General features: G+C 73.0%; 22 protein-coding genes. 6 read left to right on the forward strand and 16 right to left on the reverse strand.

The window, feature by feature from the left end:
- The first annotated feature begins 180 nt into the window (after positions 1-180).
- Positions 181-492, forward strand: a complete 312-nt coding sequence (locus QFZ74_RS12020) for a hypothetical protein (RefSeq protein WP_307620801.1) — start codon at positions 181-183, stop codon at positions 490-492.
- Positions 493-505: 13 nt separating this feature from the next.
- Here QFZ74_RS12020 and QFZ74_RS12025 read toward each other — a convergent pair whose 3' ends face one another.
- Together QFZ74_RS12025 and QFZ74_RS12030 are read right to left on the reverse strand one after the other, a co-directional pair.
- Complete coding sequence (locus tag QFZ74_RS12025) at positions 506-1,129, reverse strand: RDD family protein (RefSeq protein WP_307620802.1); 624 nt, start codon at positions 1,127-1,129, stop codon at positions 506-508.
- Positions 1,130-1,634: 505 nt separating this feature from the next.
- On the reverse strand, positions 1,635-3,005 hold the full coding sequence (locus QFZ74_RS12030) for an RDD family protein (protein ID WP_307620803.1): 1,371 nt from the start codon (positions 3,003-3,005) through the stop codon (positions 1,635-1,637).
- A gap of 242 nt (positions 3,006-3,247) precedes the next feature.
- On the opposite strand from QFZ74_RS12030, the gene QFZ74_RS12035 reads away from it, so the two are divergent.
- Together QFZ74_RS12035 and QFZ74_RS12040 are read left to right on the forward strand one after the other, a co-directional pair.
- Entirely contained in the window at positions 3,248-3,661 is a 414-nt protein-coding gene (locus QFZ74_RS12035; RefSeq protein ID WP_307620804.1) for an SsgA family sporulation/cell division regulator, read from the forward strand.
- Between the two features lie 103 nt (positions 3,662-3,764).
- Complete coding sequence (locus QFZ74_RS12040; RefSeq protein WP_307620805.1) at positions 3,765-5,180, forward strand: FG-GAP and VCBS repeat-containing protein; 1,416 nt, start codon at positions 3,765-3,767, stop codon at positions 5,178-5,180.
- 8 nt (positions 5,181-5,188) lie between these two features.
- Here the strand turns inward: QFZ74_RS12040 and QFZ74_RS12045 are convergent, their stop codons facing one another.
- The gene (locus tag QFZ74_RS12045) at positions 5,189-6,649 is read right to left on the reverse strand and encodes an FAD-binding oxidoreductase (protein WP_373462374.1); all 1,461 of its coding nucleotides are present in this window, start codon (positions 6,647-6,649) and stop codon (positions 5,189-5,191) included.
- Positions 6,650-6,741: 92 nt separating this feature from the next.
- Between QFZ74_RS12045 and QFZ74_RS12050 the strand changes: the two genes are divergently transcribed.
- A complete protein-coding gene (locus tag QFZ74_RS12050) occupies positions 6,742-8,232 on the forward strand; it encodes a lipopolysaccharide assembly protein LapB (protein ID WP_307620807.1) in 1,491 nt (496 codons plus the stop codon).
- A 77-nt stretch (positions 8,233-8,309) separates the two neighbouring features.
- On the opposite strand, the gene hppD is transcribed toward QFZ74_RS12050, so the two are convergent.
- Positions 8,310-9,458 (reverse strand): 4-hydroxyphenylpyruvate dioxygenase, encoded by a 1,149-nt coding sequence (hppD, locus tag QFZ74_RS12055; protein WP_307620808.1) that lies wholly within the window; start codon positions 9,456-9,458, stop codon positions 8,310-8,312.
- A gap of 135 nt (positions 9,459-9,593) precedes the next feature.
- On the opposite strand from hppD, the gene QFZ74_RS12060 reads away from it, so the two are divergent.
- Positions 9,594-10,064, forward strand: a complete 471-nt coding sequence (locus QFZ74_RS12060) for an Lrp/AsnC family transcriptional regulator (RefSeq protein ID WP_307620809.1) — start codon at positions 9,594-9,596, stop codon at positions 10,062-10,064.
- Between the two features lie 241 nt (positions 10,065-10,305).
- On the opposite strand, the gene QFZ74_RS12065 is transcribed toward QFZ74_RS12060, so the two are convergent.
- The 12 genes from QFZ74_RS12065 to QFZ74_RS12120 all read right to left on the reverse strand — a co-directional run bounded on the left by QFZ74_RS12065 (position 10,306) and on the right by QFZ74_RS12120 (position 22,887).
- A complete protein-coding gene (locus tag QFZ74_RS12065) occupies positions 10,306-11,097 on the reverse strand; it encodes a S16 family serine protease (RefSeq protein ID WP_307620810.1) in 792 nt (263 codons plus the stop codon).
- A gap of 183 nt (positions 11,098-11,280) precedes the next feature.
- Positions 11,281-11,922, reverse strand: coding sequence for an IclR family transcriptional regulator (locus QFZ74_RS12070; protein ID WP_307620811.1), 642 nt, complete (start codon positions 11,920-11,922; stop codon positions 11,281-11,283).
- 298 nt (positions 11,923-12,220) lie between these two features.
- On the reverse strand, positions 12,221-14,014 hold the full coding sequence (locus tag QFZ74_RS12075) for a DEAD/DEAH box helicase (RefSeq protein ID WP_307620812.1): 1,794 nt from the start codon (positions 14,012-14,014) through the stop codon (positions 12,221-12,223).
- A 122-nt stretch (positions 14,015-14,136) separates the two neighbouring features.
- Positions 14,137-14,517: a type II toxin-antitoxin system death-on-curing family toxin gene (locus tag QFZ74_RS12080; protein WP_307620813.1), complete on the reverse strand. Its 381-nt coding sequence runs from the start codon at positions 14,515-14,517 to the stop codon at positions 14,137-14,139.
- Positions 14,514-14,714 (reverse strand): CopG family transcriptional regulator, encoded by a 201-nt coding sequence (locus QFZ74_RS12085; protein ID WP_307620814.1) that lies wholly within the window; start codon positions 14,712-14,714, stop codon positions 14,514-14,516. Before QFZ74_RS12085 ends, QFZ74_RS12080 begins: the two co-directional genes overlap by 4 nt.
- 36 nt (positions 14,715-14,750) lie before the next feature.
- On the reverse strand, positions 14,751-15,191 hold the full coding sequence (locus tag QFZ74_RS12090; protein WP_307620815.1) for a DUF4186 domain-containing protein: 441 nt from the start codon (positions 15,189-15,191) through the stop codon (positions 14,751-14,753).
- A 42-nt stretch (positions 15,192-15,233) separates the two neighbouring features.
- Positions 15,234-16,307, reverse strand: a complete 1,074-nt coding sequence (locus tag QFZ74_RS12095; protein ID WP_307620816.1) for an SUKH-4 family immunity protein — start codon at positions 16,305-16,307, stop codon at positions 15,234-15,236.
- A gap of 172 nt (positions 16,308-16,479) precedes the next feature.
- Entirely contained in the window at positions 16,480-18,792 is a 2,313-nt protein-coding gene (locus QFZ74_RS12100; protein ID WP_307620817.1) for a xanthine dehydrogenase family protein molybdopterin-binding subunit, read from the reverse strand.
- Entirely contained in the window at positions 18,789-20,732 is a 1,944-nt protein-coding gene (locus QFZ74_RS12105) for a 2Fe-2S iron-sulfur cluster-binding protein (RefSeq protein ID WP_307620818.1), read from the reverse strand. The genes QFZ74_RS12100 and QFZ74_RS12105 overlap by 4 nt, the downstream gene beginning before the upstream one ends.
- Positions 20,729-21,622: a xanthine dehydrogenase family protein subunit M gene (locus QFZ74_RS12110; RefSeq protein ID WP_307620819.1), complete on the reverse strand. Its 894-nt coding sequence runs from the start codon at positions 21,620-21,622 to the stop codon at positions 20,729-20,731. Before QFZ74_RS12110 ends, QFZ74_RS12105 begins: the two co-directional genes overlap by 4 nt.
- Before the next feature lie 375 nt (positions 21,623-21,997).
- A complete protein-coding gene (locus QFZ74_RS12115) occupies positions 21,998-22,285 on the reverse strand; it encodes a DUF3039 domain-containing protein (protein WP_307620820.1) in 288 nt (95 codons plus the stop codon).
- Between the two features lie 29 nt (positions 22,286-22,314).
- Entirely contained in the window at positions 22,315-22,887 is a 573-nt protein-coding gene (locus QFZ74_RS12120) for a YqgE/AlgH family protein (RefSeq protein WP_307620821.1), read from the reverse strand.
- Between the two features lie 252 nt (positions 22,888-23,139).
- On the opposite strand from QFZ74_RS12120, the gene murA reads away from it, so the two are divergent.
- On the forward strand, positions 23,140-24,480 hold the full coding sequence (gene murA / locus QFZ74_RS12125; RefSeq protein WP_307620822.1) for a UDP-N-acetylglucosamine 1-carboxyvinyltransferase: 1,341 nt from the start codon (positions 23,140-23,142) through the stop codon (positions 24,478-24,480).
- Positions 24,481-24,581 lie beyond the last annotated feature (101 nt).

The following is a 24,581-nucleotide window of genomic DNA, read 5'->3' on the forward strand; positions in this document are numbered from 1 at the left end:
GACTCCGTGCGCCCCCTGTGCACCGGAACCGTAGGTAAGGCCAGGCTTACTCCCCGTTCGTGTCGGGCATGGACGCGAAGAGAAAGAAGAGAAAGTCGAATGGTGGAACGCCCGGAAGTCGGCGGAAAACCAGGCCGGTTGCCCGCCGCACCCCCGATTCCTTCCGAGGACACGATTGCCATGCCTCGTCCGACCGCCGCACAGCTCGCCTACGGTTCCTGCACCGTGATCTTCTCGACGCTCGCCATGCTGCTGCTGTCCCAGACGAGTTCGGGCCTGGGGGTCGCGGTCATCGCCCTGGCCGCGCTCGCCCTGGGGCTGCTGGTCGCCATGACGGTGCCGCTGCCGCCGCTGCCCCGGCAACGCACGGCCGCGGAGCCGGCGGCCGAGAGCCGGGCCGAGACCCGGGGTGTGAAGCCGGCCGCCCGGCAGCGGGTGCACGCCACGGCCGGGGCCGCGCCCGAGCCGGTCAGGGAGCCGACGGCCCGCTGAGAACGCGCCTTCCTCAACTGGTGCTGACCACCACCGTCTTGGCAGCCTTGTCGTCCAGCCCCTGCTTGTAGGGCCGGTCGAAGTAGCTCCAGCCCCCGGCGATCGCCGTCCAGATACAGGCGCAGCAGAAGGCGAACGGGATCCACAGCACGAGCGCGCGGATCAGCGAGGTCTGCCAGGAGGGCGTGGCCCCGTTGTCGAGGTTGGCCACGCGCATGCCCATCCACCGCTTGCCGAGGGTCTGGCCCCACTTGGCGGTGAGGACGGTGTCGTAGGCGACGTAGAGCACGGCCACGATGACCGACTGGGCGATCGACTTGCCGGTGTCGATCCGGTCGCTGTCCATCTCGTACTCGGCGACCCCGAACGCCCAGGTGACCAGCCAGACGACGATCGCCACCAGGATCATGTCGATGATGCGCGCGATCGTCCGCTTGACGCTGTTGGCGAGCGGCGGCATCCCGGCGAGCGGGTCGGCCGGATAGCCGCCGGGGCCGTAGGGCGGATGCTGACCGCCCTGGCCGCCGTACGGGGTGTCGTACGGCGAGCCCGCCCCCGGGCCCTGCGGGGGCTGCTTCCTGAACGGGTCGTCGTCCGGTGGCTGCTGTCCGGAGCCCGGGGGCGGTTCGGTGCTCATGGCCCGAGTGGACCGCGAACCCCCGGCCACCGCATCCGGCAGGCGGCCGTCCGGCGTACGCCCTCACGCTGGGCCGTACGCCGGTGCCGTACCCCCTGTGCCGTACGCCGGGACCCACGCGCGCGTGGAGCGCGTGGAGGAGGGCGCGGTCGTCGCCGACCACGGCTCACGGCTGCCGACGGGCACCGTCGTCCCCGACAGCGGCGCGGCCGCACCGACGACGGCTGCACACCCACGGGCGCGCTCAGCCCGCGACGGCGGCCCGGCGTACGGCCTCACGCTGGGCCGTACGCCGGAACCCACGCGCGCGCGTGCAGCGCGTGGCGGGGGCGCCGTCACGCGTGCAGCGCGTGGCGGGGGCGCCGTCGTCGTGGCATCGGCGCGCGCCCGCCACGGCTTAGTTGGCTGGCTCCGGCGCCAAACTCGACGCGCACGGCGCGGCCGCCACCGACGACCGGCTGCGCACGACCGAGTGCGCACGACCGGGTGCGCACCACCGGTGTGCTCAGCCCGCTACGAAGGTGTGGGACGCCTTGTCGTGCCAGCACTGGTGCCAGGGGCGGTCGAACAGGCACCAGGCGAGGCCGAGGATGCCGATGCCGAGCAGGGTGGGCAGGGTCTGGACCAGCCAGCGGATCAGGGACGGGCCGAAGTCCGGGGGCTCGTGGCCCTCGATGTCCCGTACCTGAAGGCCGCACACCTTCTTGCCCAGGGTGCGACCCCACTTGGCGGTGGGCAGCACCTCGTAGAGGACACCGACGACGAGCAGGAGGCCGAGGACGATGCCGAGGTAGGCGCTGGTCGTGCCGTCGAGCAGCCAGACGGTGACGGTCCGGCCGGAGAGCTTGGCCGCGTCGATCTTCGCCTGGACGTGGTCGGCCGCCTCGATGCCGAGCGGTACGGCGGCCACGGCGGTGACGCCGCCGATGACCACGGAGTCGATCAGCCGGGCCGCCAGCCGCTTGCCGAGTGCGGCGGGCCGGGCCGCCGCCTGGCGCCTCGCGGCCGCCTGGAAGATGTCCTCGACCGGCGGCTTCCACGGTGCCACGGGCTGATCGGCGCCGGCCCCCGCGAGCCGGTGGACCTGCTGGGCCCAGGAGGCCTGGCCGCCGCCGGGACCGCTACTCATCGGCGCGTTCGCCTGCTGCGGGATGGAGGGGGCCTGGGCGACCTGGGGGGCGGCGGGCCCGGGCTGCGGCTGTCCCTCGGCGTAGGCCGCGGGCGCCGGACCGGCACCGGGGGCGGGGGCCGGGCCGCCCGCGCCCACGGGTCCCTGCACACCGAGCCCCGCCGCGTCGCCCTGCGGAGCCTGCGGCCGGCCCGGGCGCCGCTGGACGGCGCGGAACATCATGGTGCCCTCGTCCCCGGCGGCCGGATTTCCGGCGGCCGGGCCGGCGGCGGCCTGGTCCGATCCGCCCGGCACCCGGCGGAACATCATCGTGCCGTCCGCAACGTCGTCGGCCGGGGCGGCCTGCGGTGCCCGCGCCGCCGCGTCGGGGCCGCCCGGGGCGTCGGACGCCGCGTGCGGCTCGGAGCCCCAGGAGACCCGGCGGTCCTGCTCGCCGGCGAAGCCGGACTGCCGGGCCGGGTCGGCGCCCCACGCGGACGCCGGCTCCTGATCAGAGGGTTCGGGTTCCTGGCCGACCGATGCCGGGTCCTCGTCGAAGAAGTGCGGGCCGGTCTCCTCGACGGCGGGAGCCGCCGAGCGCACACCGGGCGGGGGCGCGAGCGATTCACCGTCCTGCGGGGCCGGCCGGCTGGTGCCCGGTACCCACGAGGCGCCGTTCCAGTACCGGACATATCCAGGAATGGACGGGTCCGGGTAATACCCTTCGCGAGGCGTGTCCTCGCCGTGGGCCGGGGTGGGGCCGCTCATGTCCGTCGTCCCGTATCTGCTCGGGGGTCCTGTAGAGGGCTCCACATCTATCAGACCCGCGCCTCCGCCACCGCAAAGTCCCGCCGCACCCACCCCTTTCCGGGCAACACCACGCACGGGCTTCACGGCTGCCGAAAAAAATTCTCCGAACCCGCGTAATGCTTCCGGCTCCGCGCCCTCTCAGTTCGTACGGGCCCACCCGAAGGGCCCCGTACACATGCCCGAGAGAGGAAACGGACGACATGCACTACACCGTGGTGGAGCGCGAGCTGGAGCTCCGGCTCATCCTGTCGCCGGAACGCAGCGTCCCCGTGCCGGCCCGGCTCAGCTACCGCGCCGACGACCCCTACGCCATCCACATCAGCTTCCACATCACCTCCGAGCACCCGGTCCACTGGACGTTCGCGCGCGAGCTTCTCGTGGAGGGGGTGTTCCGGCCGTGCGGTCAGGGGGACGTACGGGTGTGGCCGACCAAGTCGGAGGGGCGCAGCGTCGTACTGATGGCGCTGAGTTCGCCCGACGGCGACGCCCTGCTGCAGGCGCCGTCCGCCCAGGTGTCGGCCTGGCTGGAGCGGACGCTGCGGGTGGTGCCCCCGGGGTCTGAGGGCGAGCAGCTCGGCATCGACGACGCCCTCGAGCAGCTGCTCGCCCGGTGACCCCGGTAGGCAACCTTCCCGCCACCTCGTGGGTCCCACTCCGGAGACCGGTCGACCGTCTTGTCTTCCAGGGACCTCGGAGGCTCCTATGCGTACTCGGACCATGTCGGCAGCCGTCTTCTGCGCGGCCGCCGTCCTCGCCGTCACCGGGCTGACCGCGGGCCCCGCCTCGGCCGCGCCCGCGGGACTGAAGGGGGACTTCAACGGCGACGGTCACGCGGACCTGGCCGTCGGTGTGCCGAAGGCGTCCGCCGGCGGCCATGCCGGGGCCGGGTACGTGAACGTGGTCTGGGGCGGCGCGGGCGGGCCCGCGAGATCCACCGTCGTCAGCCAGTCGACGGCCGGGGTGCCCGGTACCCCGGAGGCCGGCGACGGGTTCGGCGCCGCCGTGGTGGCGGACGACCTGAACGGCGACGGCTACGCGGACCTGGTCGTCTCCGCGCCGGGCGAGTCGCTCACCGCCGACGCCACCGACCACCAGGGCACCGTCACCGTGCTGCTCGGCTCCCCCACCGGTTTCGGCGCCGCGTTCACCGCCGCCCGCGGCGCCGACCGGTCCGCCCGGCTCGGCTCCGTGCTCGCGGTGGGCGACTACGACCATGACGGCGACCGGGACCTGGTGTACTCAGCTCGGGAGGAGGACGACGGTCTCCTGCTCCGGCAGCCGGGCCCGGTCGGCCCGGCCGGCGCCGCGCCCGAGCTCGTCCACGACTGGTACTTCGCGACCCCCAAGGCCGTCGCCACCGGCGACTTCGACGGCGACGGAAGCGACGAGCTGGCGGTCACGTTCCGCGGCAAGGAGCTGAAGGGGACGTACGTCTACACCTGGAAGCAGGGCAAGCCGGTCGAGCAGTGGCGCACCAGTGACTACGCGGACTCGCTCGCCGCGGCCGACTTCTCGCGGGACGGCGCCGACGACCTCGTGCTCGGCCGGGTGCTCGCCAACCCCGAGGCGGACGAGGACTACTGCCCGGTCGTCGTGCCGGGCGGGACGCTGCGCGTCGAGACGGGCGGCCCCGGCTCCGGCCTCGGGGGCGGCTTCTTCTGCGTCAGCCAGAACACCGCCGGGGTGCCCGGCACCGGTGAGGCCGCCGACGACTTCGGCGCCTCGCTCGCCGTGGGCGACGTCGACCGCGACGGCTATCCGGACCTGGCGGTCGGCAACGACGCGGAGGCGATCGGGAGCCTCGCCGGGGCGGGCTCGGTGACCGTCGTCCTCGGTGGCGCCGACGGCCCGGACGGCAGCGCCGGGGCCTACGCCTTCCACCAGGACACGGCGGGCATGCCGGGCGTGGCGGAGCGCGGCGACCGCTTCGGCGCCGCCGTGACGCTCGCCGACTTCGACGGCGACGGCCGGGCCGACCTCGCGGCCGGCGCACCCGGCGAGAACTCCGCCACCGGCGGCGTCTGGTACGTACCCGCCCCGGCCGCGGCGACGGCGGCCGGAGCGCGTGCGCTGACCCCGGACTCCCTCGGGCTGAAGGGGGCGAGCGGATACGGCGGGGTGCTCAGCCGGTAGGCGATCCGTCAGAACAGCTTGCCCGGGTTGAGGATGCCCAGGGGGTCGAAGGCGTGCTTGACGGCTCGCTGCATCTCCATGCCGACCGGGCCGATCTCCCGGGCCAGCCACTCCATCTTCAGGACGCCCACGCCGTGTTCGCCGGTGATGGTGCCGCCGAGCTGCAGGCCGAGGGCCATGATCTCGTCGAAGGACTCGCGGGCCCGGCGGGACTCGTCGGGGTCCGCCGCGTCGAAGCAGACGGTGGGGTGCGTGTTGCCGTCGCCGGCGTGGGCGCACACCCCGATGGTCAGCCGGTACTTCTCGGCGATCCGCTCGATGCCCTCGAAGAGCGGGCCGAGCTGGGAGCGGGGCACGCACACGTCGTCGATCATCGTGGTGCCCTTGACCGCCTCGAGGGCGGTGAGGGACAACCGGCGCGCCTGGAGGAGGAGTTCGGACTCGGCGGCGTCGTCGGCGGGGACCACCTGGGTGGCGCCCGCGGCCTCGCACAGCGCGCCGACGGCGGCGAGGTCGGCGGCCGGGTCGAGGGTGTCGAAGGCGGCGAGGAGCAGGGCCTCGGTGGTCTCGGGCAGGCCCATGTGGGCCATGTCGTTGACCGCTTTCACCGTCGTACGGTCCATGAGTTCGAGCAGGGACGGCACATGGCCGCCCGCCATGATCCGGCACACCGCGTCGCAGGCCTCGGCGGCGGAGGCGAACTCGGCCGCCAGCACGAGCTGCTCGGGCGGCTTGGGCTTCAGGGCGAGGACGGCGCGTACGACGATCCCGAGCGAGCCCTCGGAGCCGACGAACAGGCGCGTCAGGTCGTAGCCGGCGACGCCCTTCGCCGTGCGGCGGCCGGTGGTCATGAGCCGTCCGTCGGCCAGCACCACGTCCAGTCCGAGCACGTACTCGGCCGTCACCCCGTACTTCACGCAGCACAGCCCGCCCGAGGCGGTGCCGATGTTGCCGCCGATGGTGCACATCTCCCAGCTGGAGGGGTCGGGCGGGTAGCACAGGCCGTGTTCCTCGACCGCCCGGGAGAGGGCGGCGTTGACGACGCCGGGCTCGACGACCGCGATGCGGTCGACCGGGTTGATCTCCAGGATGCGGTCCATCTTGGTGAGGGACAGCACGATGCAGCCGTCGCAGGCGTTGGCGCCGCCGGACAGGCCGGTGCGGGCGCCCTGCGGGACGACCGGGACGCGCAGCTCGGTGGCGGTGCGCATGACGTGCTGCACCTGTTCGACCGTGCGCGGCAGGACGACCACGGCCGGGACGCCGGCCGGGCAGAAGCTCGCCATGTCGTTGGCGTAGGAGGTCGTGACGTCGGGGTCGGTGAGAACGGCCTCGGCCGGGAGACCGGCGAGGAGCCGGTCGGTCAGGATGCCCGGATCGCCCAGGGCTTCCGTGTCTGCGGTGTCTGCGGTGTCTGCGGTGTCTGCGGTGTCTTCAGCGGTGCGGACTTCGCTGCGGCTCATGATCACAGCTTTGCACTCGGGGCCATCGGTGTGAACCCCGTCGAGGGCGCGCCTTCCCTGCCGGAATGTGATCATCGTATTGACGCACAGTGAGCACCATGGAGAACGAACAGTCCGGTCCGGGCACGTCCCTGGTGGCTCCTGCGCCGCCGTCCCGCCCGCGCGCGCTGCGGCGCGTCCTGCTCGCCTCGCTCGCGGCCGGTGTCGCGGGCGCCGCCGTGTTCGGCGGCCTGCTCTCGCTGGTGCCGTCCGCGCCACCCGCGCCGCCGCGGGCCGGACTGCCCGCGCCCGGCCCCAAGCCGCAGACGCTGACGACGGTCACCGCCGGGATGCCCGCCGCGCTGCCCGGCCTGACCGGGCTGATCGCGGACCGCGAGCGCCATCTGCGCGCCCATCCGCAGGACGCGCAGGCGTGGACGGTCCTCGGCACGGCGTACGCCGAGCGGGGGCGGCGCAGCGCCGACGCCGCCGACTACCCGAAGGCCGAGCAGGCGCTGAAGACGGCGCTGGAGGTGCGCGGCGAGGAGGACGCCCGGAGCGCGCCCGCGCTGGAGGGGCTGGCGGCGCTGGCGAACGCGCGGCGGGACTTCGACGAGGCCAGGAGCCGCGGCGAGCAGGCGCTGGAGCTCTCCCCCAAGCGCTGGACGGCGTACCCGCTGCTGATCGACGCGTACACCGGGCTCGGCGACTACGAGTCGGCCCGCGGCACGCTGGACGACCTGATGAAGCTGCGCGTCGGCGCCGAGGCGAAGCCCGCCGTGATGGCGCGGGCCGCGGCCGTCTACCGGGACCGCGGCTGGCGCGAGGACGCGCAGGCGCAGGTCGCGGACGCGGCGGCGGGCGCGCGGACGCCGGCCGAGCAGGCCGCGTATCTGGAGCAAGCCGGGCAGCTCGCATGGGAGCGCGGCGACCGGCATGACGCGCTGCGGCATTACGAGGCGGCCCTGCGCCTCGATCCGGACCAGCGGGCCGCGATGGCGGGGCGCGGCCGCGCGCTGGCCGCCCTGGGCCGCACGGCGGAGGCGGTGAAGGCCTACCGCGCGGCGCTGGCCGGGCACCCCGCTCCCCAGTACGCCCTGGAACTGGGCGAGTTGTACGAGTCCCAGGGCATGCGGGAGCAGGCGCAGGCGCAGTACGACCTGCTGCTGGCGACGGTGGAGCGGAACACCTCGGACGGGGTCGACGGCGAGCTGGTGGCCGGGCAGTACGAGGCGGACCACGGCGACCCGCAGGACGCGGTGGACCGGCTGCGGGCCGAGTGGGAGCGCCAGCCGGGGATCGAGGTGGCCGACGCGCTGGGCTGGGCGCTGTACCGGGCCGGGGACCCGGAGGGCGCCCTGCACTACGCCGCGATCGCCACGGACAAGACGAAGGGCGGCGGGGTGCGCAGCGCCCTGTACTCCTACCACCGGGGCGTCATCGAGCGGGAGTTGGACGACGGCCCGGTGGCCCGCCGGTTCCTGCAGGACGCGCTGCGCGTCAACCCGTACTTCTCCCCGCTGCGGGCCCCCGAGGCGCGGCAGGCACTCGCGGAACTCGGGGACCCGCCGGACGAGCCGGTACCGGACGACCTGACGGGAATCCAGTAGGCCGGGGGAATCCCGCGACCTGACGGGAATCCAGCAGGCCGGGGGAATCCGGTAGGCCGTGACTCGTGCAGGCCGCGTCAGAGGTTGCCGCGGCGCTCCTGCTCGCGCTCGATCGCCTCGAACAGGGCCTTGAAGTTGCCCTTGCCGAAGCCCATCGAGCCGTGCCGCTCGATGATCTCGAAGAAGACGGTCGGCCGGTCCTGGACCGGCTTGGTGAAGATCTGCAGCAGGTAGCCGTCCTCGTCGCGGTCGGCGAGGATCTTCAGCTCGCGCAGGATCTCGACGGGGACGCGGGTGTCGCCGACCCACTCGCCGAGGGTGTCGTAGTAGGTGTCCGGGGTGGCGAGGAACTCGACACCGGCGGCGCGCATGGTCCGTACGGTCCGGACGATGTCGTTGGTGTTGAGCGCGATGTGCTGGACGCCCGCGCCGCCGTAGAACTCCAGGTACTCGTCGATCTGGGACTTCTTCTTGGCGAGGGCGGGCTCGTTGATCGGGAACTTGACCTTGAGGGTGCCGTCCGCGACGACCTTCGACATCAGCGCGCTGTACTCGGTGGCGATGTCGTCGCCCACGAACTCCTTCATGTTCGTGAAGCCCATGACCTTGTTGTAGAACCCGACCCACTCGTTCATCCGGCCGAGCTCGACGTTGCCGACGCAGTGGTCGATCGCCTGGAAGGTGCGGTGGGCGGGCGGCTCGACGATCGGGTCGGCGGCGACGAAGCCGGGCAGGTACGGGCCGTCGTAGCCGGAGCGGTCGACGAGGGTGTGCCGGGTCTCGCCGTACGTCGCGATGGCGGCGAGGACGACCGTGCCGTGCTCGTCCTTCAGCTCGTACGGCTCGGCGACGGAGCGGGCGCCGTGCTCGACGGCGTAGGTGTACGCGGCGCGCGCGTCCGGGACCTCGATGGCCAGGTCGACGACACCGTCGCCGTGCTCGGCCACGTGCCGGGCGAGGAACTCGCCCCAGGGGGTGCTGGGCTTGATCACGGAGGTCAGCACGAAGCGGGCGGAGCCGTTCTCCAGCACGTGACTGGCGGTCTCGCGGTGGCCGTTCTCCGGGCCGGAGTAGGCGACCAGCTTCATGCCGAAGGCGGTGGAGTAGTAGTGCGCCGCCTGCTTGGCGTTGCCCACGGCGAAGACGACCGCGTCCATTCCCTTGACCGGGAAGGGGTCGGCCTGCCGGGCGGTCGTGTCGGACGTCTGCTGTGTGATCTGCGTCATGGCGGCAGCGTGACTCCACTCGGCAAGGTGCGCAATAGTTTGCGTACCCGCTGGGCATTCTGCTCAGGCATACGGCCGTATCGGCGGCCTTTCTGTACAGGATGACCACCGCGGGAAGAGGCTCGGGAGGCCGGCGTGGCGATCGATCATCTGGACGGGCGCATCATCGTGCTGCTGGCGCGGGAGCCGCGGATCGGGGTGCTGGAGATGTCCCGGCGGCTGGGGGTGGCGCGCGGGACGGCGCAGGCGCGGCTGGACCGGCTCCAGTCGAACGGGGTCATCCGGGGCTTCGGCCCGCAGGTCGATCCGGCGGCGCTGGGCTACCCGGTGACGGCGTTCGCCACGCTCCAGATCCGCCAGGGCCAGGGCCCCGACGTACGCGCTCATCTGGCGACCGTCCCGGAGGTGCTGGAGCTGCACACCACCACCGGCACCGGGGACATGCTGTGCCGCCTGGTGGCCCGCTCGAACGCCGACCTGCAGCGGGTCATCGACCGGGTCGTCGCCATCGAGGGCATCGTCCGCGCCTCCACGGCGATCGTGATGGAGAACCCCGTACCCCTGCGGATCATCCCGCTGGTGGAACAGGCGGCGGAGGACGTCTAGGAGCGTCTAGGGTCTGTCGTTTGGATCAGGCCGGCTGTGAGGTGCGGTACTTCTCGACCGACCCGAGCGGGGTCTGGTGCGTGCAGCTGCAAGGCGGAGGAGGGCGTCGACGCGATGGGGGTCCCCCCGCGCGAGCGGAGCCGAGCGTGGGGGAGTTGGCAACCGACGACAACGCGGCAGATGTGCGTGCCAGACCCCGCGACGCCGGGATGATCCAAACGACAGGCCCTAGGCGCGACGTCTAACAGCTCGGGATCGAGCCCTTGCCCTGTTCCAGGGCGACGAGGGAGTCGACGGCGCTGTCCAGCGTGGTCACGGGGATGAGCCGCAGCCCGGCCGGGAGGCTGGACTTGGCGTCGGTGCACTCGCCCTTGGGGACGAGGAAGACGGTCGCGCCGTCGCGCCGCGCGGCCTGCGTCTTCAGGCCGACGCCGCCGACGACGCCGACCTTGCCGGCGGCGTCGATGGTGCCCGTGCCGGCGACCTTGCGGCCGCCCGTGAGATCGCCGCCGCGGCCGTCGCCGTCCAGCTTGTCGACGATGCCGAGGGAGAAGAGCAGCCCCGCGCTGGGACCGCCGACGTCGGCCAGCCGCAGCGAGACCTTGACCTTGTCGTCGTTCAGGTCCAGGTGCTTCAGGGCCGCCTCGGTCGCCGCGTCCTGGGAACCCTTCATCTGCGCGGCGTTGTGCTTCTCGATCTCCTTGAGGTTGTCGCCGGTCGGGTAGACCGCGTCGTACGGCAGCACCGCGCGGTCCGTGCGAAACCAGCTGCCGACGACGTCGCCGAACGTCACGGTGGCGTCCGGTGCGGTCGCCTCGATGGTCGTCATCCGCAGCTGCCCGCTGGTCTTCCGGGTCGGCGCCCCGGAGACGGTGATCACCTGCGTGCCCTTGTTCTCACCGAGTACGTTCGCCGTCATCCCCGGCTGCGCCACCGCGAACGGCAGCGGCGCGAACACCGCCGTGGCGACCAGGGCCACGACGGGCACGGCACAGACGGCAACGGCCCGGGAGCGCGTGAGACGAGAGAACACGGGATCAATCTAACGCGACGGGAGGGCCGGGCCGGCGGGCCGGGGCGGGGGCAGTGGCTTCGGGAGGCGATCGACGGACGCGCCGCCGGTCACCGCACCACCAGGCCGACGCACCGCCGGTCCGGTGAAGCGCGCGGATCAGCGCAGAACGGATCAGGGCACCGCCGGTCAGCGCAGGGCGGATCAGCGCAGGGCCTCCGCGACCTCCTTCGCCGCCTCGACCACACGGTGTCCGACCCGCTCCGGCACGGTGTCCGTCAGCAGCACCACGCCGACGCTGCCCTCCACGCCGGTGACGCCCAGCAGCGGGGCCGCGGCGCCGCTGGCACCGGCCTCCAGCTCGCCGTGCGTGAGGGTGTAGCCGGGCTCGGCGAGGGCGGAGCGGCGGGCCGCGAGGATCGCCTTGCCCGCGGCGCCCCGGTCCAGGGGATGGCGGAACCCGGTGCGGTAGGCCACGTGGTAGTCCGTCCACGTCGGCTCGACCACTGCCACGGCCAGCGCCTCGGTCCCGTCGACCAGGGTGAGGTGGGCCGTCGCGCCGAGGTCCTCGGCCAGCGACCGCAGCGCGGGCAGCGCGGCCTCCCGTACCAGCGGGTGCACCTGCCGGCCCAGGCGCAGCACCCCGAGCCCGACGCGGGCCCGGCCGCCCAGGTCACGGCGTACGAGCGCGTGCTGCTCCAGGGTGGCGAGCAACCGGTAGACGACCGTCCGGTTCACGCCCAATTTCTTGGACAGCTCGGTCACGGTCAGGCCGTGGTCGGTGTCGGCCAGCAGTTTGAGGACACGCAGTCCCCGGTCGAGCGTCTGAGAGGTCTCCGCGGTCACGACGCCCCTCCTTCGGTCGTGAGGCCGGCGGCGCTCCCGTGGCGGATGCGTCACGAGTCCCGTCGTCGACGCGCTACAGAGGCCGCCGATCGGCAGGACGGCCCGGCGGCCCCGGACCCAGTCGCTTCACGGCTGCGCTCCGCGGCGGCGCTGCCACGGGGCGTGTGCGTAGCCGGACAGTAGCGAAGCCGGTTCGCTGAGCGGAAGCCTCCGTCCAGAATCCGGTCACGGAGAGGGAAGGACTGCTTACCTTCGTCCGCATACGTACGCGCGCGCCCGTGGCCCGCCCGGCGGGGCGTCACCGCATCCGGGTGGCCCACTCCTGCATCTTGGCGATCCGCTGCTTCAGCTGGCCCGCCGTCGCCTCGGCGCTCGCCGGGCCGCCGCACACGCGCCGCAGCTCGGTGTGGATCACGCCGTGCGGCTTGCCGCTCTGGTGGACGTACGCGCTCACCATCGTGTTGAGCTTCTTGCGCAGCTCCATCATCTCCTTGTGGGAGACCACGGGGCGTCGCTCGGCGGGCAGTTCGACCAGGTCGGCCTCGGAGTCCGGCTTCCTGCGGCTGTGCGCGATCTGGCGGGCCTGGCGCTTCTGGAGCAGGAGCTGGACCTGGTCGGGCTCCAGCAGACCGGGGATGCCGAGGTAGTCCTGCTCCTCCTCGCTGCCCGGGTGGGCCTGCATGCCGAACTCGGCACTGTTGAACAGCACCCGGTCGAAGACGGCGTCGGACTCCAGCGCCTCGAAGGAGAACTGCTCCTGCTCGCCGGTGTCCTCGTCCTGCTCCTTGTTCGCCTCCTCCATCTCCTTCTCGGACTCGGCGTACGGGTCCTCCTCGCCCTCCTTCTTGGGCTTGTCGAGGGCGTGGTCGCGCTCGACCTCCATCTCGCCTGCGAAGGTGAGCAGGTCCGGGACGGTCGGCAGGAACACGGAGGCGGTCTCGCCGCGCCGCCGGGAGCGCACGAAGCGGCCGACGGCCTGGGCGAAGAACAGCGGGGTGGAGATGGTGGTGGCGTACACGCCCACCGCGAGGCGGGGGACGTCGACGCCCTCGGACACCATCCGGACCGCGACCATCCAGCGGTCCTCGCTCGCGCTGAACTCGTCGATCCGCTTCGAGGCGCCGACGTCGTCGGACAGCACGAGCGTGGCCTTGCTGCCGGTGATCTCGCGGATCAGCTTGGCGTAGGCGCGGGCCGAGTCCTGGTCGGTGGCGATGACGAGCGCGCCCGCGTCCGGGATGGCCTTGCGGACCTCGGTCAGCCGCTGGTCGGCGGCGCGCAGCACGCTCGGCATCCACTCGCCGCGCGGGTCGAGCGCGGTGCGCCAGGCCTGGCTGACGGCGTCCTTGGTCATCGGCTCGCCGAGCCGGGCGGCGATCTCGTCGCCGGCCTTGGTGCGCCAGCGCATGTTGCCGCTGTAGGACATGAAGATCACCGGCCGGACGACGCCGTCCGCGAGGGCGGAGCCGTAGCCGTAGGTGTAGTCGGCGGCGGAGCGCCGGATGCCGTCCTGCCCCTCCTCGTACGTCACGAAGGGGATCGGGTTGGTGTCGGACCGGAACGGCGTACCGGTGAGCGCGAGCCGCCGGGTGGCCGGCTCGAAGGCCTCCAGGCACGCCTCGCCCCACGACTTGGAGTCACCGGCGTGGTGGATCTCGTCCAGGATGACGAGGGTCTTGCGCTGCTCGACCCGGTTGCGGTGCAGCATGGGCCGCACGCCGACACCGGCGTAGGTGACCGCGACGCCCTGGTAGTCCTTGCCGAGCGGTCCCGCGCTGTACTCGGGGTCCAGCTTGATGCCGATCCGCGCGGCCGCGTCCGCCCACTGCTTCTTCAGGTGCTCGGTCGGCGCGACCACGGTCACCTGCTGCACGACGTGGTGGTGCAGCAGCCATGAGGCGAGCGTCAGTGCGAAGGTCGTCTTGCCGGCGCCCGGGGTGGCGACCGCGAGGAAGTCGCGCGGCTGCTCCTGGACGTACTTGTCCAGCGCCCCTTGCTGCCAGGCCCGCAGTCTGCTCGCGGTACCCCAGGGGGCACGGCCGGGAAAGGCCGGGGAGAGGTGGTGGGAGGAGGAAGGGGCGGTGGTAGTCACGGTCTCCGTGGTGGGGGTCGGCTCGGCTACGTATGACAACCGGGCCACCCTACCGGCGGCCCGGTCACGTCAAAGCGCGGACGAGGCGGCGTCACCCGGGGATGGGACCCACCTCACATCGCCTACTCCGTCAGGTCGCGCAGCGCCTCGCCGATCGCCTTGACTTCTTCAAGGCTCCCGGTCGTCACTGCGATCACGAGACGCTCGGCCGCGTCGATGTCCGGGCGTAGCTGCACGTTGTTCATCGCCAGGAAGACGACACAGGACACCCAGGCCGTGCGCTTGTTCCCGTCGACGAGGGGATGGTTGATCGCCAGCGACTGCAGAAGCGCCGCCGCCTTGTCGAACAGGTCGGTGTAGGCCTCCTGCCCGAACATCGACGCCGAAGGCCGATGCACAGCAGACTCCAACAGGCCCGCGTCGCGCACGACGACGTCCTGGTCATCGACGGCATGCTCGGCAATGGCCAGGACGTCCTCGGCCGACAGATAGATGTATGTCACTTGAGCCGCTCCAGCAGCTCCGCCCACTTGGCGGTCTGCTCCTTCGCGGCGTTGCGGACCAGGGCCTCGTGAGCCGTCCGAGCCAGGTAGTCGTCCACGGCCCTCAGCACTATGGCGTGCATACTCGCGCCCTCCTGCTCGGCCCGCAGCTTCAGTGCTTCCGTCTGGTCGTCACGGAGACGCAGGTTCATAGCCATACCAGAACAGTACCACCCAATGGGGTCAGATTGGTACTACTCAGCGGTCATCTCCCGTTCGATCCAACGGAAGATCACCGCGACCACGTAGAGGTGCTCCTCGCGGGTCAGCTGCCGTCCCTTGGGGATCTGGTGCCAGCGCTGGAGGCAGGTGCGGCAGCAGGTCGCCGTCGCGTGCTGGGCCACGAAGACGGGGTGGCCGCGGTACGGCGTCTGCTTGCCGTCCTTGTACGGCTCGGCCGGGGCCAGGCGCTTGGCGATCAGGTCGTAGGCGTGCCAGCGGATCGTGGCGGGCCCGCGCTCCTCGGCGAGGGCGCGGTCGCGGCCGCGCAGGTGGAACTTCGCGCGGAACGGATGGCGCGCGATCGTGTCCAGGCGCTGGTCGAGGTCGCCCAGACGCTGGCCGAGGTCCAGGCGCTGGTCGGGCGAGCGCGGTGCCGCCGGATCGGGGCTCGGGGGATCGGATGGGGAGGTCATGCTCTTTTCGAGCATACGGGCGCCGGCCGCGGTCGGCCCCGGTCAGCAGAGCTCGGAGCACACCCTGCGCGTCGTACGGAACAGTTCCGTCCAGTAGTGCCAGTCCAAGGCCGACAGGATCTGGATCATCCGGGCGGCCAGCTGGTGGTACGCGTCGAGCGCCCGCTCGCGGTGGAGCAGCCACAGGGTGAAGGCGAGGGTGGAGACGTCCGTGTGCAGCGGCTCCAGGGACGCCTTCGACTCGCTCCAGTGCAGGACGGCGCCCGTGCTGCCGTCGACCAGCACGCTGCCGTCCGCGTCGAGCCGGCCGAGGCGTATCAGCCGGTCGGCGCCGGCGGGGAGCAGGTCCAGGGGGTACGCGCCCGCCCACTCCTCCGCGCAGTGCTCCACCAGCGTCGGCAGCGGCACGTCGGTGTCCATGCGGAACAGGAGCGTGTCCTCGGGCAGGCCCGTCTCGCGCAGGAAGCGGCGGGTCGGCTCGTGGGTGAGCGCGGCCGGGAAGTCGACGTCCTCGAAGCGGGGCACCCCGCCGCGGCCGAACTCCTGCTCCAGCAGCCGGCCGGGCAGCTCCAGGGCCAGCCCGCAGTCCGTGCCCCGGCCTGCGGCCAGGGCGAGGGGGCGGATCAGCGCGGCCGCCGTCCCGTACGCCCGGTCGTCGGTCCGCGCGCCCTCCTCGAAGAGCGCGAGGAGCTGCCGGGACGCCTCGGCCGCGACCTCCGTGCCGTACCGGCCGGACAGCGAGGCGAACCGGCCGCGCAGGCCCGCCAGTTCCTCCGTGACCGCCGCGAACCGCAGCAGCGTCGCGGGCGACGGCGCCGGGGAGCGGGGGTCCACCGGGCGGTAGTGGTACCGGGAGCCCATCTCGACCGTGCCGCCGTCGAGGAGGATCGCCTCCGCCTCCCAGGTCACCGGGGCGAGCAGCTCCCCGAACACCAGCCGGTTGCGCAGTTCCTGCGCCAGCCGCGTCGGGCCGTCGGTGACGTCGGCGAACCGGCGCCGTCCCCGCGTGCGCTCGAGCCCGGCCGGCGCCTCGCGCCGCGCCGCGCGCGCCCCCCGGCGGCCCGTGCCCTTGTCGGTCAACGTGATCGCCGCGGCACCGGCGTCCCTCGTCCTCATCGCTCCCCCGTGCATTCGAAGCGGCTGTCCCCCACTGACCGGAACACTACGCCGCCCCACTGACAACTCCCCCCACCAGGAAGGACGCTGGGCACCGGCGGCGCGTTCCCTCCGGTCGGGTCCAGGGCCGGAGCCAGAGGCCCTAAGTGCGACACTCCGGTGGGCGCCGCGCTCACTGCGCCGTCACCACCGCCGCCTGCGGGCGGATCGGCAGTCGGTTCACCGGGCGCCCGGTCGCGGCGCGTACGGCGGAGGCGATGGCCGCGGGCGAGGTCACCACCGGGACGGCGCTGACGGACTTGGCGCCGAAGGGCGCGACCACGTCCCGCTCCTCGACCAGCTTGACGATCCGGATGTCCGGCACGTCCAGGGCCGTGGGCAGCGCGTACCCGGTGAGGTCGGGATGGCGGACGAGGCCGCGCGGCGTGCGCAGGTTCTCGGTGAGGGCGATGCCCACGCCCTGCGTGACACCCGCCTCGATCCGGGCGGCCAGCTGGGCGGGGTTGAGGACCCGGCCCACGTCCTGGGCGACGGCCAGCTCCACGACCCGTACCGAGCCGAGTTCGACGTCGACATCCACCACCGCGCGGATCGCGCAGAAGGCGAGGCCCACGAAGGCGTCGCCCTGGCCGGCGTCGTTCAGCGGCTCGGTGGGGTGCGGGCGGCACTGCGCGGTGGCCCACAGTTCCTTGTCGGCCAGCGCCTCGGTGACGGTCGTGGACAGTACGCCGTCGTACGACGTGATCTTGCCGTCGGTGATCTGGAGCAGCTCGGCCGACATGCCGAACTGGTGGGCCAGCGGCTGGAGAAGCTGGGTGCGGACCATCTTGGCCGCACGTTCCACCGCGCCGCCCGACACCCACGTGTGGCGGCTTCGGCAGCCCGCGCCGGCCGGGGGCTGGTCGGTGTCGACCGGCGCCACGTGGACCTCGTCGATGCCGAGGGTCTCCTGGACGATCTGCCGGGCGAGCGTGGTGAATCCCTGACCGCTCTCGACCGCCGCGCACAGCACGGTGGCGACGCCGTCGTGGACCTTCACGGTCGCCGTGGACACCTCGTCGGAGCCCTCCGCGCCGAGCATGTGCACCATGCCCACGCCGTAGCCCACGCCCCGGCGCACGGCGTCCGCCTCGCCCGCGCCCTCGGGTCCGCCGGGCAGCAGCCAGTCCTCCTCGGCGGCGTCCTGCGGCTCGGGCAGCGGGAAGTCCCGTACGGCCTGCAGCAGTTCGGCCACCGGGGCCGGGCAGGTCACCGTCTGGCCGATCGGCAGGACGTCGCCCGTGGCGAGCACGTTGCGCAGCCGCAGCTCCGCCGGGTCCTCGCCGAGCTTCTTCGCGAGCTTGTCCATCTGCGCCTCGTAGGCGGCGCACACCTGCATGGCGCCCTCGCCGCGCACATGGCCGGAGGGCGGGTTGTTGGTGCGCACGGCCCAGCCCTCGATGAAGGCGTTCGGCACGACGTACGGCCCGCAAGCGAAGGAGACGGCGGCGGCCAGGGCGTCGGAGGAGGTGTCGGCGTAGGCGCCCGCGTCGAGCAGGATCTGCGCCTCGACCTTCACCAACCGGCCCTCGGCGTCCGCGTGATGGCGGTAGCGCAGCAGGGTGGGGTGGCGGTGGACGTGGCCGAGGAAGGACTCCTCGCGGGTCGCCGCCAGCTTCACCGGGCAGCCGGTCCTGAGGGCGAGCAGTCCGAGCGGGAGCTGGAAGCCCTGGTCCTCGCGGTCGGCCGTGGCGCCGGGCACGCCGGTGACGACGACCTTCACCTGGTCCGGGGTGAGCCCGTAGCAGGCGGCGGCCGTGTTGCGGTCGGTGTGCGGGTCGGTGGAGGCCAGGTAGAGCTCGACGCCGCCGTCGGGGCGGGGCACGGCGAGGCCCGCCTCGGCCCCTATGGGCGCCGGGTCCTGGCGGCCGATGCGGTACAGGCCCTCGACGACGACCTCGCCGATCGCGTCCGGGTCGCCGTGCCGCAGCGGGATGTGCCGGATCAGGTTGCCGTCGGGGTGCAGCGGTTCGGCCTCGAAGGCCCGCTCGGGGTCGGTCACCGGGTCGAGCACCTCGTACTCGACGGTGATGGCCGCGGCGGCCATCCGCGCGGTGTCCGGGTGGTCGGCGGCGACGGCCGCGATGGGCTCGCCGTGGTGGCGCACGACCTCGGAGGCGAACACCGGGCGGTCGGCCGTGCCGCGGCCGTACCGCGGGGTGCCGGGCACGTCCTCGTGCGTGATCACCGCGTGGACGCCGGGCATCTCACGCGCGTGGGAGGTGTCGATGGAGACGATGCGCGCGTGCGGGTGCGGGGAGCGCAGCACGGCGGCCCACAGCAGGCCCTCGGCCCACAGGTCGGCCGCGTACGGGAACGTGCCCTCGGTCTTGGCGCGCGCGTCGGACGGCGGCAGGGAGGCGCCCAGGCCGTGCGGCAGCTCCTCGGGGGCCGGGGCGGGGGCTGCCTCCGCGGGGGTGGTCGCGGTGGCGGCTTCGTTGCTCACGCCTGGCCTCCGTCCTGGCCGTAGGACTGGTCGTGGGACTGGCCGTGTGACTGGCCGTAGGTCGGGTCGTAGTGCTGCTCGCCGCCGTAGGAACCGTCGTACGTCTCGTCGTAGCCGTCTTCGTAGCTCTCGTCGTACGGCTGGGCATGCGGCTGGGCGTGCGTCTCGGACGCGGTGTGGTCCGGCGGGTCGAAGGCAGCGGGGTTGACGCCCCCGGCGCCGGGGCCGGCCTGGTGCGGGATGCGGGTCTCGTACGCGTCCGCGGCGGCCTCCGCCTCCGCGGCGGCCACGGCCTTGCGCTCAGCGACGACGTCCTTGACAGCGTCGAGGACGCCCCGGTAGCCCGAGCAGCGGCAGAGGTTGCCGCACAGCGCCTGGCGCGTCTCCAGCTCGCTCGGTGCGGGGTTGCCCCCCAGCAGGTCGTGCAGGGTCATCGCCATGCCGGGCACGCAGAAGCCGCACTGCACCGCGCCGCACCGGGCGAGCGCGCGCTGCACGTCCGAGGGCCGGCCGTCGGTGGCGAGGCCCTCGACCGTACGGACCTCACTGCCGGCGGCGGTGACCGCGGGCACCAGGCAGGAGGCGACGAGCCGGCCGTCGACCTGGACGTTGCACGCCCCGCACTCGCCCTGCGAGCAGCCGTCCTTGGCGCCGGCGAGGCCGAGGCGCTCGCGCAGCACGTAGAGCAGGGACTCGCCGATCCAGGCGTCGGTGACGGGCCGGTCGGTGCCGTTGACGCTCAGGACGTACGAGGCCAGGGGCTGGTCGTCGTACAGCGGCGCGGAACCGGACCCGGGCTCGGCGGGGGCATCAGGGCCCTCGGCCGCCGTGGCCGCCTCCTCCGCGCCCTCGGGGCCGGCTTCGGCGTCGACCGGTTCGTCGTGCTCCGCCGGGGGCTCAGCGGCCCCTTCAGGCGCCTCCTCGGGCCCGTCGGCATCCTCCGGCGCCTCGGCGGGTTCGGCCGACTCGGTGGATTCCGCGGCCGCTTCGGGCTCGGCGAACTCGGCCGGTTCCGGCGCCTCTTCGGGCTCGTAGACCTCGGCCGGTTCCGGCGCCTCTTCGGGCTCGTAGACCTCGTGGGACTCGTGGAGCTGGTGCGCTTCGTGCGGCTCGTGGGCCGGGTGCCCGCCGTCGTGGGCGTCGTGCGCGGGCTCCTCCGGGGCGTCCGCGCCGTGTTCGGCGGGCATGCCGGCGTACGCCTCGGCGGGCGCGGGCGCGTAGCCGGACGCGGCCAGGTGCGCGGCGGCGTCGTGGGGCTCGTACGCCGGTACGTCGGCTTCGGGGGCGGCGTATTCCGCGGCCCGCGCCTCCGGCGGGAGCGCGTGTCCAGCGCCGTGTGTGTCGTGCGGGTCGTGGCCCCAGGGCTGTCCCTGTCCCGTGGCCTGCGGCGCCCAGGGCGCGGCGGCGCCGCCGGGAAGCGTGGCCGGCGGGGTGCCGCCCCACTGCTCGACCAGCGAGGACGTGGTGAACTCGCCGGACTCGTCCGGGAGATCGCCCTGCGCGACAGGGATGGACCAGTGCCCGGTCACGTCCTGACCCGGCGTCTCGTGGCCGGGGGCCGCCTGCTCCTCGTAGGCGACGGGCTCCTGGTACGCCCACTGCCGACCGGTGGCCGGGTCGTACGTGAACCGGTCGCCCGTGTCCGCCTCCTGGGGCAGCGCGCCCGGGTCGCCCCACTGCGCGCCGCCGGCCGGGGTCGTCCAGGACTCGGGCAGGCCCGCGCCGGACCCGGCGTCGGTCTGCGGGGTCACCGCTATCCGCGGCGGCACATAGCCGTGGCCGGGCGCGGCGAGCGGGCTGTCGGCGGCCAGGAGGGCGTCGATGCCCCCCTCGGGGAGCTTCACGAACGCGGTGGCGCCGTCGTCGTAGTCGCCCTGGGGCAGCGGGTCCCAGCGGCCGCCGCCCTGCGGCGTGCCCTCTCCGTGCTGGTCTTCGGTCACGACAGCGCCCTCCCCAGTGCTCGTCGGGCCAGTGCGGCGACGGTGCGCCGCAGATGCAGTACGGCGGGCGGCAGTTGCGGCACGGAGCCGTCCTGCTCCGGGCCCGGGTCGGGGATGCAGGCCGCGGCGACGTACTCCCCGAAGGCGTGCAGCGCCTCGGGCGCGATCGCGCGGTCGTTGTCCCAGTCGATGAGCTGGGCGACCCACTGCTCGGCGTCCAGCGGACGGAGCGGCATCGGCGCTATGGCACCGACGGCGCACCGCACTCCGCGCCGGGCGGGGTCGAGGACCAGCGCCACGGAGGCGACCGACCGGCCCGGGCCGGTGCGTCCGGTCGCCTTGAGGAAGACCTGGGGGGCGTGCAGCAGCGGAAGGCGCACGTAGCCGATGAGTTCGCCGGCGCGCAGCATCTCCACGCCCGCCAGCAGGTGCGACACCGGGACCTCCCGGCGGGCCCCTTCGGGGCCGGCGACGATCAGCATCGCCTCCAGGGCGGCCAGCACGGGCAGCGCGTCCCCGGTGGGCGCGGCGGAGGCGATGTTGCCGCCGAGGGTGCCGGCGTTGCGGATGTGCGGCGGGCCCGCCGCGCGCGCGGCGGCGGCGAGGGCCGGGATCAGGGCGGCGAAGTCGGGGCGGCCCATGCGCGCGTGGGTGAGCCCGGCGCCGAGCAGTGCGTGTCCGTCCTGGTACTGCCAGCCGCGGATCTCGCTGATCCGGCCGAGGCCGACCAGGCCGGCGGGCCGCAGCTGCCCGGAGTTCACGGCGGCCATGAGGTCGGTGCCGCCCGCGACGGGGACGGCGGCGGGCATGGCGGTGAGAGCTGCCACGGCCTCGTCGAGCGTCGTGGGCAGCGTGACGGCCTGCCCCGCCTGTGGTGCGTGCGTGGTCAAACCGGCTGCCCCTTCCCGCTGCCCCGCCTGGTCCCACCTGTGCTGGCCGTACGGTACGTGCTGACAGGGCGGACGTGGCAACTCTGGCACATCTTCGCGAGGCCCGAACGCGGGGGTCCACAAGGAGGTGTTGGGCCCGCCCACCGGGGATTTGGTGCGCATCGTCACCCCCTCACCCGTGCGCGCGGATTGACACTCTTCGGTGACTCTTGGGGTCTTTTTTCCCGTGTGTTTCCACCGTGTTCGGTGTTTCCTCCGCGCCCGGGAGGGGCCGGCGCACGACGAAGCCCCCGGAACGCGCCGCTGCGCGCCGGGGGCCTCGTGAGTCCTGGCCGGAAAGTTTTCGACCGGAAGGTTTCGATCGGGAGGGCCGGTTTACTTGCCCTTGCCCTTGCCGTCACCCTCGTCGCCACCGCTGGCCATGGACTCGTAGATCTCCTTGCACATGGGACAGACGGGGTACTTCTTCGGGTCCCGGCCCGGCACCCACACCTTGCCGCACAGCGCCACGACGGGGGTGCCGTCGAGGGCGCTCGCCATGATCTTGTCCTTCTGGACGTAGTGGGCGAAGCGCTCGTGGTCGCCGTCGCCGTGGGACACCTGCGGCGTCGGCTCTACGAGGGTCCCCGTACCAGTCCCGCGCTCGGGCTCGAGAGTGCTCATAACGCCAAGCGTACTGAAGCTCGCCCGCTTCAGTTGAGCGACGGGTCGTCCGGATACGTGGCGACCATCGCGAGTTCGTTGCGCTGGCGGCGCAGGACCTCGCGCCACAGTTTCTCCGGGGCCGGCGAGGAGACGTCGCCGGGCTCGGACTCCACGACGTACCAGGCGCCCTCCACCAGCTCGTCCTCCAGCTGGCCCGGGCCCCAGCCGGCGTACCCGGCGAAGATCCGCAGGGAGCCGAGGGCGGAGGCGAGCAGCTCGGGCGGGGCCTCCAGGTCGACCAGGCCGATCGCGCCGTGCACGCGGCGCCAGCCGAGCGGGGCGGCGTCGGCGGCCGAACCGCCGGGGATGACCGCGATGCCGAGCGCCGAGTCAAGCGAGACCGGGCCGCCCTGGAAGACGACGCCGGGTTCGCCCGCGAGGGCGCCCCAGCCCTCGAGGATCTCGCCCACGTTCACCGGGGTCGGGCGGTTGAGGACGACACCGAGGGAGCCCTCCTCGTCGTGGTCGAGAAGGAGCACCACCGCGCGGTCGAAGTTCGGGTCCGCCAGGGCGGGCGTTGCCACGAGCAACCGCCCTGTGAGCGAGGACACCTCGGTCATGCCAGACATGATCCCGCATCTTCCCGCCCGGTGGGGAGCCGACGAGGGTGCGGGGGTGAAGGGCGGACGGGGGCGCACCGGCGCACCACGGCGCGCGACCCGCCGCGGTGACCGGACGTGTGCGAAGGGAAACGTTTCGTGTTGTGACAGTGCTATGACGCTCCCGTGTCGCACTTGGGCTTACGGACGGGGGGTCAACGGCGATTACCCTGTCTCTCCGGCCCCTGACCTACTCCACGGAACGCGAGATTCATGACCGTCAACGACGATGTCCTGCTTGTCCACGGCGGAACCCCGCTGGAGGGCGAGATCCGTGTCCGCGGTGCGAAGAACCTCGTACCGAAGGCCATGGTCGCCGCCCTGCTCGGCAGCGCTCCGAGCCGACTGCGCAACGTTCCGGACATCCGTGACGTCCGTGTCGTGCGCGGCCTGCTCCAGCTGCACGGGGTGACCGTACGTCCGGGCGAGGAGCCGGGCGAGCTCGTGATGGACCCGACGCACGTGGAGAGCGCGAACGTCGCCGACATCGACGCCCACGCGGGTTCCTCGCGCATCCCGATCCTCTTCTGCGGCCCGCTGCTGCACCGCCTCGGCCATGCCTTCATCCCCGGCCTGGGCGGCTGCGACATCGGCGGCCGTCCCATCGACTTCCACTTCGACGTGCTGCGCCAGTTCGGCGCGACCATCGAGAAGCGCGCCGACGGCCAGTACCTGGAGGCGCCGCAGCGCCTGCGCGGCACGAAGATCCGGCTGCCCTACCCGTCCGTGGGCGCGACCGAGCAGGTGCTGCTGACGGCCGTCCTGGCCGAGGGCGTCACCGAGCTGTCCAACGCGGCGGTCGAGCCGGAGATCGAGGACCTCATCTGCGTACTGCAGAAGATGGGCGCGATCATCGCGATGGACACCGACCGGACGATCCGCATCACCGGTGTGGACAAGCTCGGCGGTTACACCCACCACGCGCTCTCCGACCGCCTGGAGGCCGCGTCCTGGGCCTCGGCGGCGCTGGCGACCGAGGGCAACATCTACGTCCGCGGCGCGCAGCAGCGCTCGATGATGACGTTCCTCAACACCTTCCGGAAGGTGGGTGGCGCCTTCGAGGTCGACGACGAGGGCATCCGCTTCTGGCACCCGGGCGGCCAGCTGAAGTCCATCGCGCTGGAGACGGACGTGCACCCCGGTTTCCAGACGGACTGGCAGCAGCCCCTGGTGGTCGCCCTGACGCAGGCCACGGGCCTGTCGATCATCCACGAGACGGTCTACGAGTCCCGCCTCGGCTTCACCTCCGCCTTGAACCAGATGGGCGCCCACATCCAGCTCTACCGCGAGTGCCTGGGTAGCTCGGCCTGCCGCTTCGGCCAGCGCAACTTCCTGCACTCAGCGGTCGTCTCCGGCCCCACGCGGCTCCAGGGCGCCGACCTGGTCATCCCGGACCTGCGCGGCGGCTTCTCGTACCTCATCGCGGCGCTGGCGGCCCAGGGCACGTCCCGGGTCCACGGCATCGACCTGATCAACCGCGGTTACGAGAACTTCATGGAGAAGCTGGTCGAGCTGGGCGCGAAGGTCGAGCTGCCGGGCCAGGCGCTCGGCTGACGTCCTCAGCCGCGCCGCGCACGCGAGAGGGGCGGCCACCCGGACCGGGTGGCCGCCCCTCTTGGCGTCAGTGCGCCGCGTGCACCGTCCCGTGGTGCACG

The sequence above is a fragment of the Streptomyces sp. V3I7 genome, assembly GCF_030817495.1.
Taxonomy (GTDB): domain Bacteria; phylum Actinomycetota; class Actinomycetes; order Streptomycetales; family Streptomycetaceae; genus Streptomyces.

Bases quoted from the DNA above. Each gene is read 5' to 3' on its own strand.
- QFZ74_RS12020 (WP_307620801.1), top strand. From the start codon at position 181: ATGCCTCGTCCGACCGCCGCACAGCTCGCCTACGGTTCCTGCACCGTG.
- QFZ74_RS12025 (WP_307620802.1), bottom strand. From the start codon at position 1,129: ATGAGCACCGAACCGCCCCCGGGCTCCGGACAGCAGCCACCGGACGAC.
- QFZ74_RS12030 (WP_307620803.1), bottom strand. From the start codon at position 3,005: ATGAGCGGCCCCACCCCGGCCCACGGCGAGGACACGCCTCGCGAAGGG.
- QFZ74_RS12035 (WP_307620804.1), top strand. From the start codon at position 3,248: ATGCACTACACCGTGGTGGAGCGCGAGCTGGAGCTCCGGCTCATCCTG.
- QFZ74_RS12040 (WP_307620805.1), top strand. From the start codon at position 3,765: ATGTCGGCAGCCGTCTTCTGCGCGGCCGCCGTCCTCGCCGTCACCGGG.
- QFZ74_RS12050 (WP_307620807.1), top strand. From the start codon at position 6,742: ATGGAGAACGAACAGTCCGGTCCGGGCACGTCCCTGGTGGCTCCTGCG.
- hppD (WP_307620808.1), bottom strand. From the start codon at position 9,458: ATGACGCAGATCACACAGCAGACGTCCGACACGACCGCCCGGCAGGCC.
- QFZ74_RS12085 (WP_307620814.1), bottom strand. From the start codon at position 14,714: ATGGCTATGAACCTGCGTCTCCGTGACGACCAGACGGAAGCACTGAAG.
- QFZ74_RS12090 (WP_307620815.1), bottom strand. From the start codon at position 15,191: ATGACCTCCCCATCCGATCCCCCGAGCCCCGATCCGGCGGCACCGCGC.
- QFZ74_RS12095 (WP_307620816.1), bottom strand. From the start codon at position 16,307: ATGAGGACGAGGGACGCCGGTGCCGCGGCGATCACGTTGACCGACAAG.
- QFZ74_RS12115 (WP_307620820.1), bottom strand. From the start codon at position 22,285: ATGAGCACTCTCGAGCCCGAGCGCGGGACTGGTACGGGGACCCTCGTA.
- QFZ74_RS12120 (WP_307620821.1), bottom strand. From the start codon at position 22,887: ATGACCGAGGTGTCCTCGCTCACAGGGCGGTTGCTCGTGGCAACGCCC.
- murA (WP_307620822.1), top strand. From the start codon at position 23,140: ATGACCGTCAACGACGATGTCCTGCTTGTCCACGGCGGAACCCCGCTG.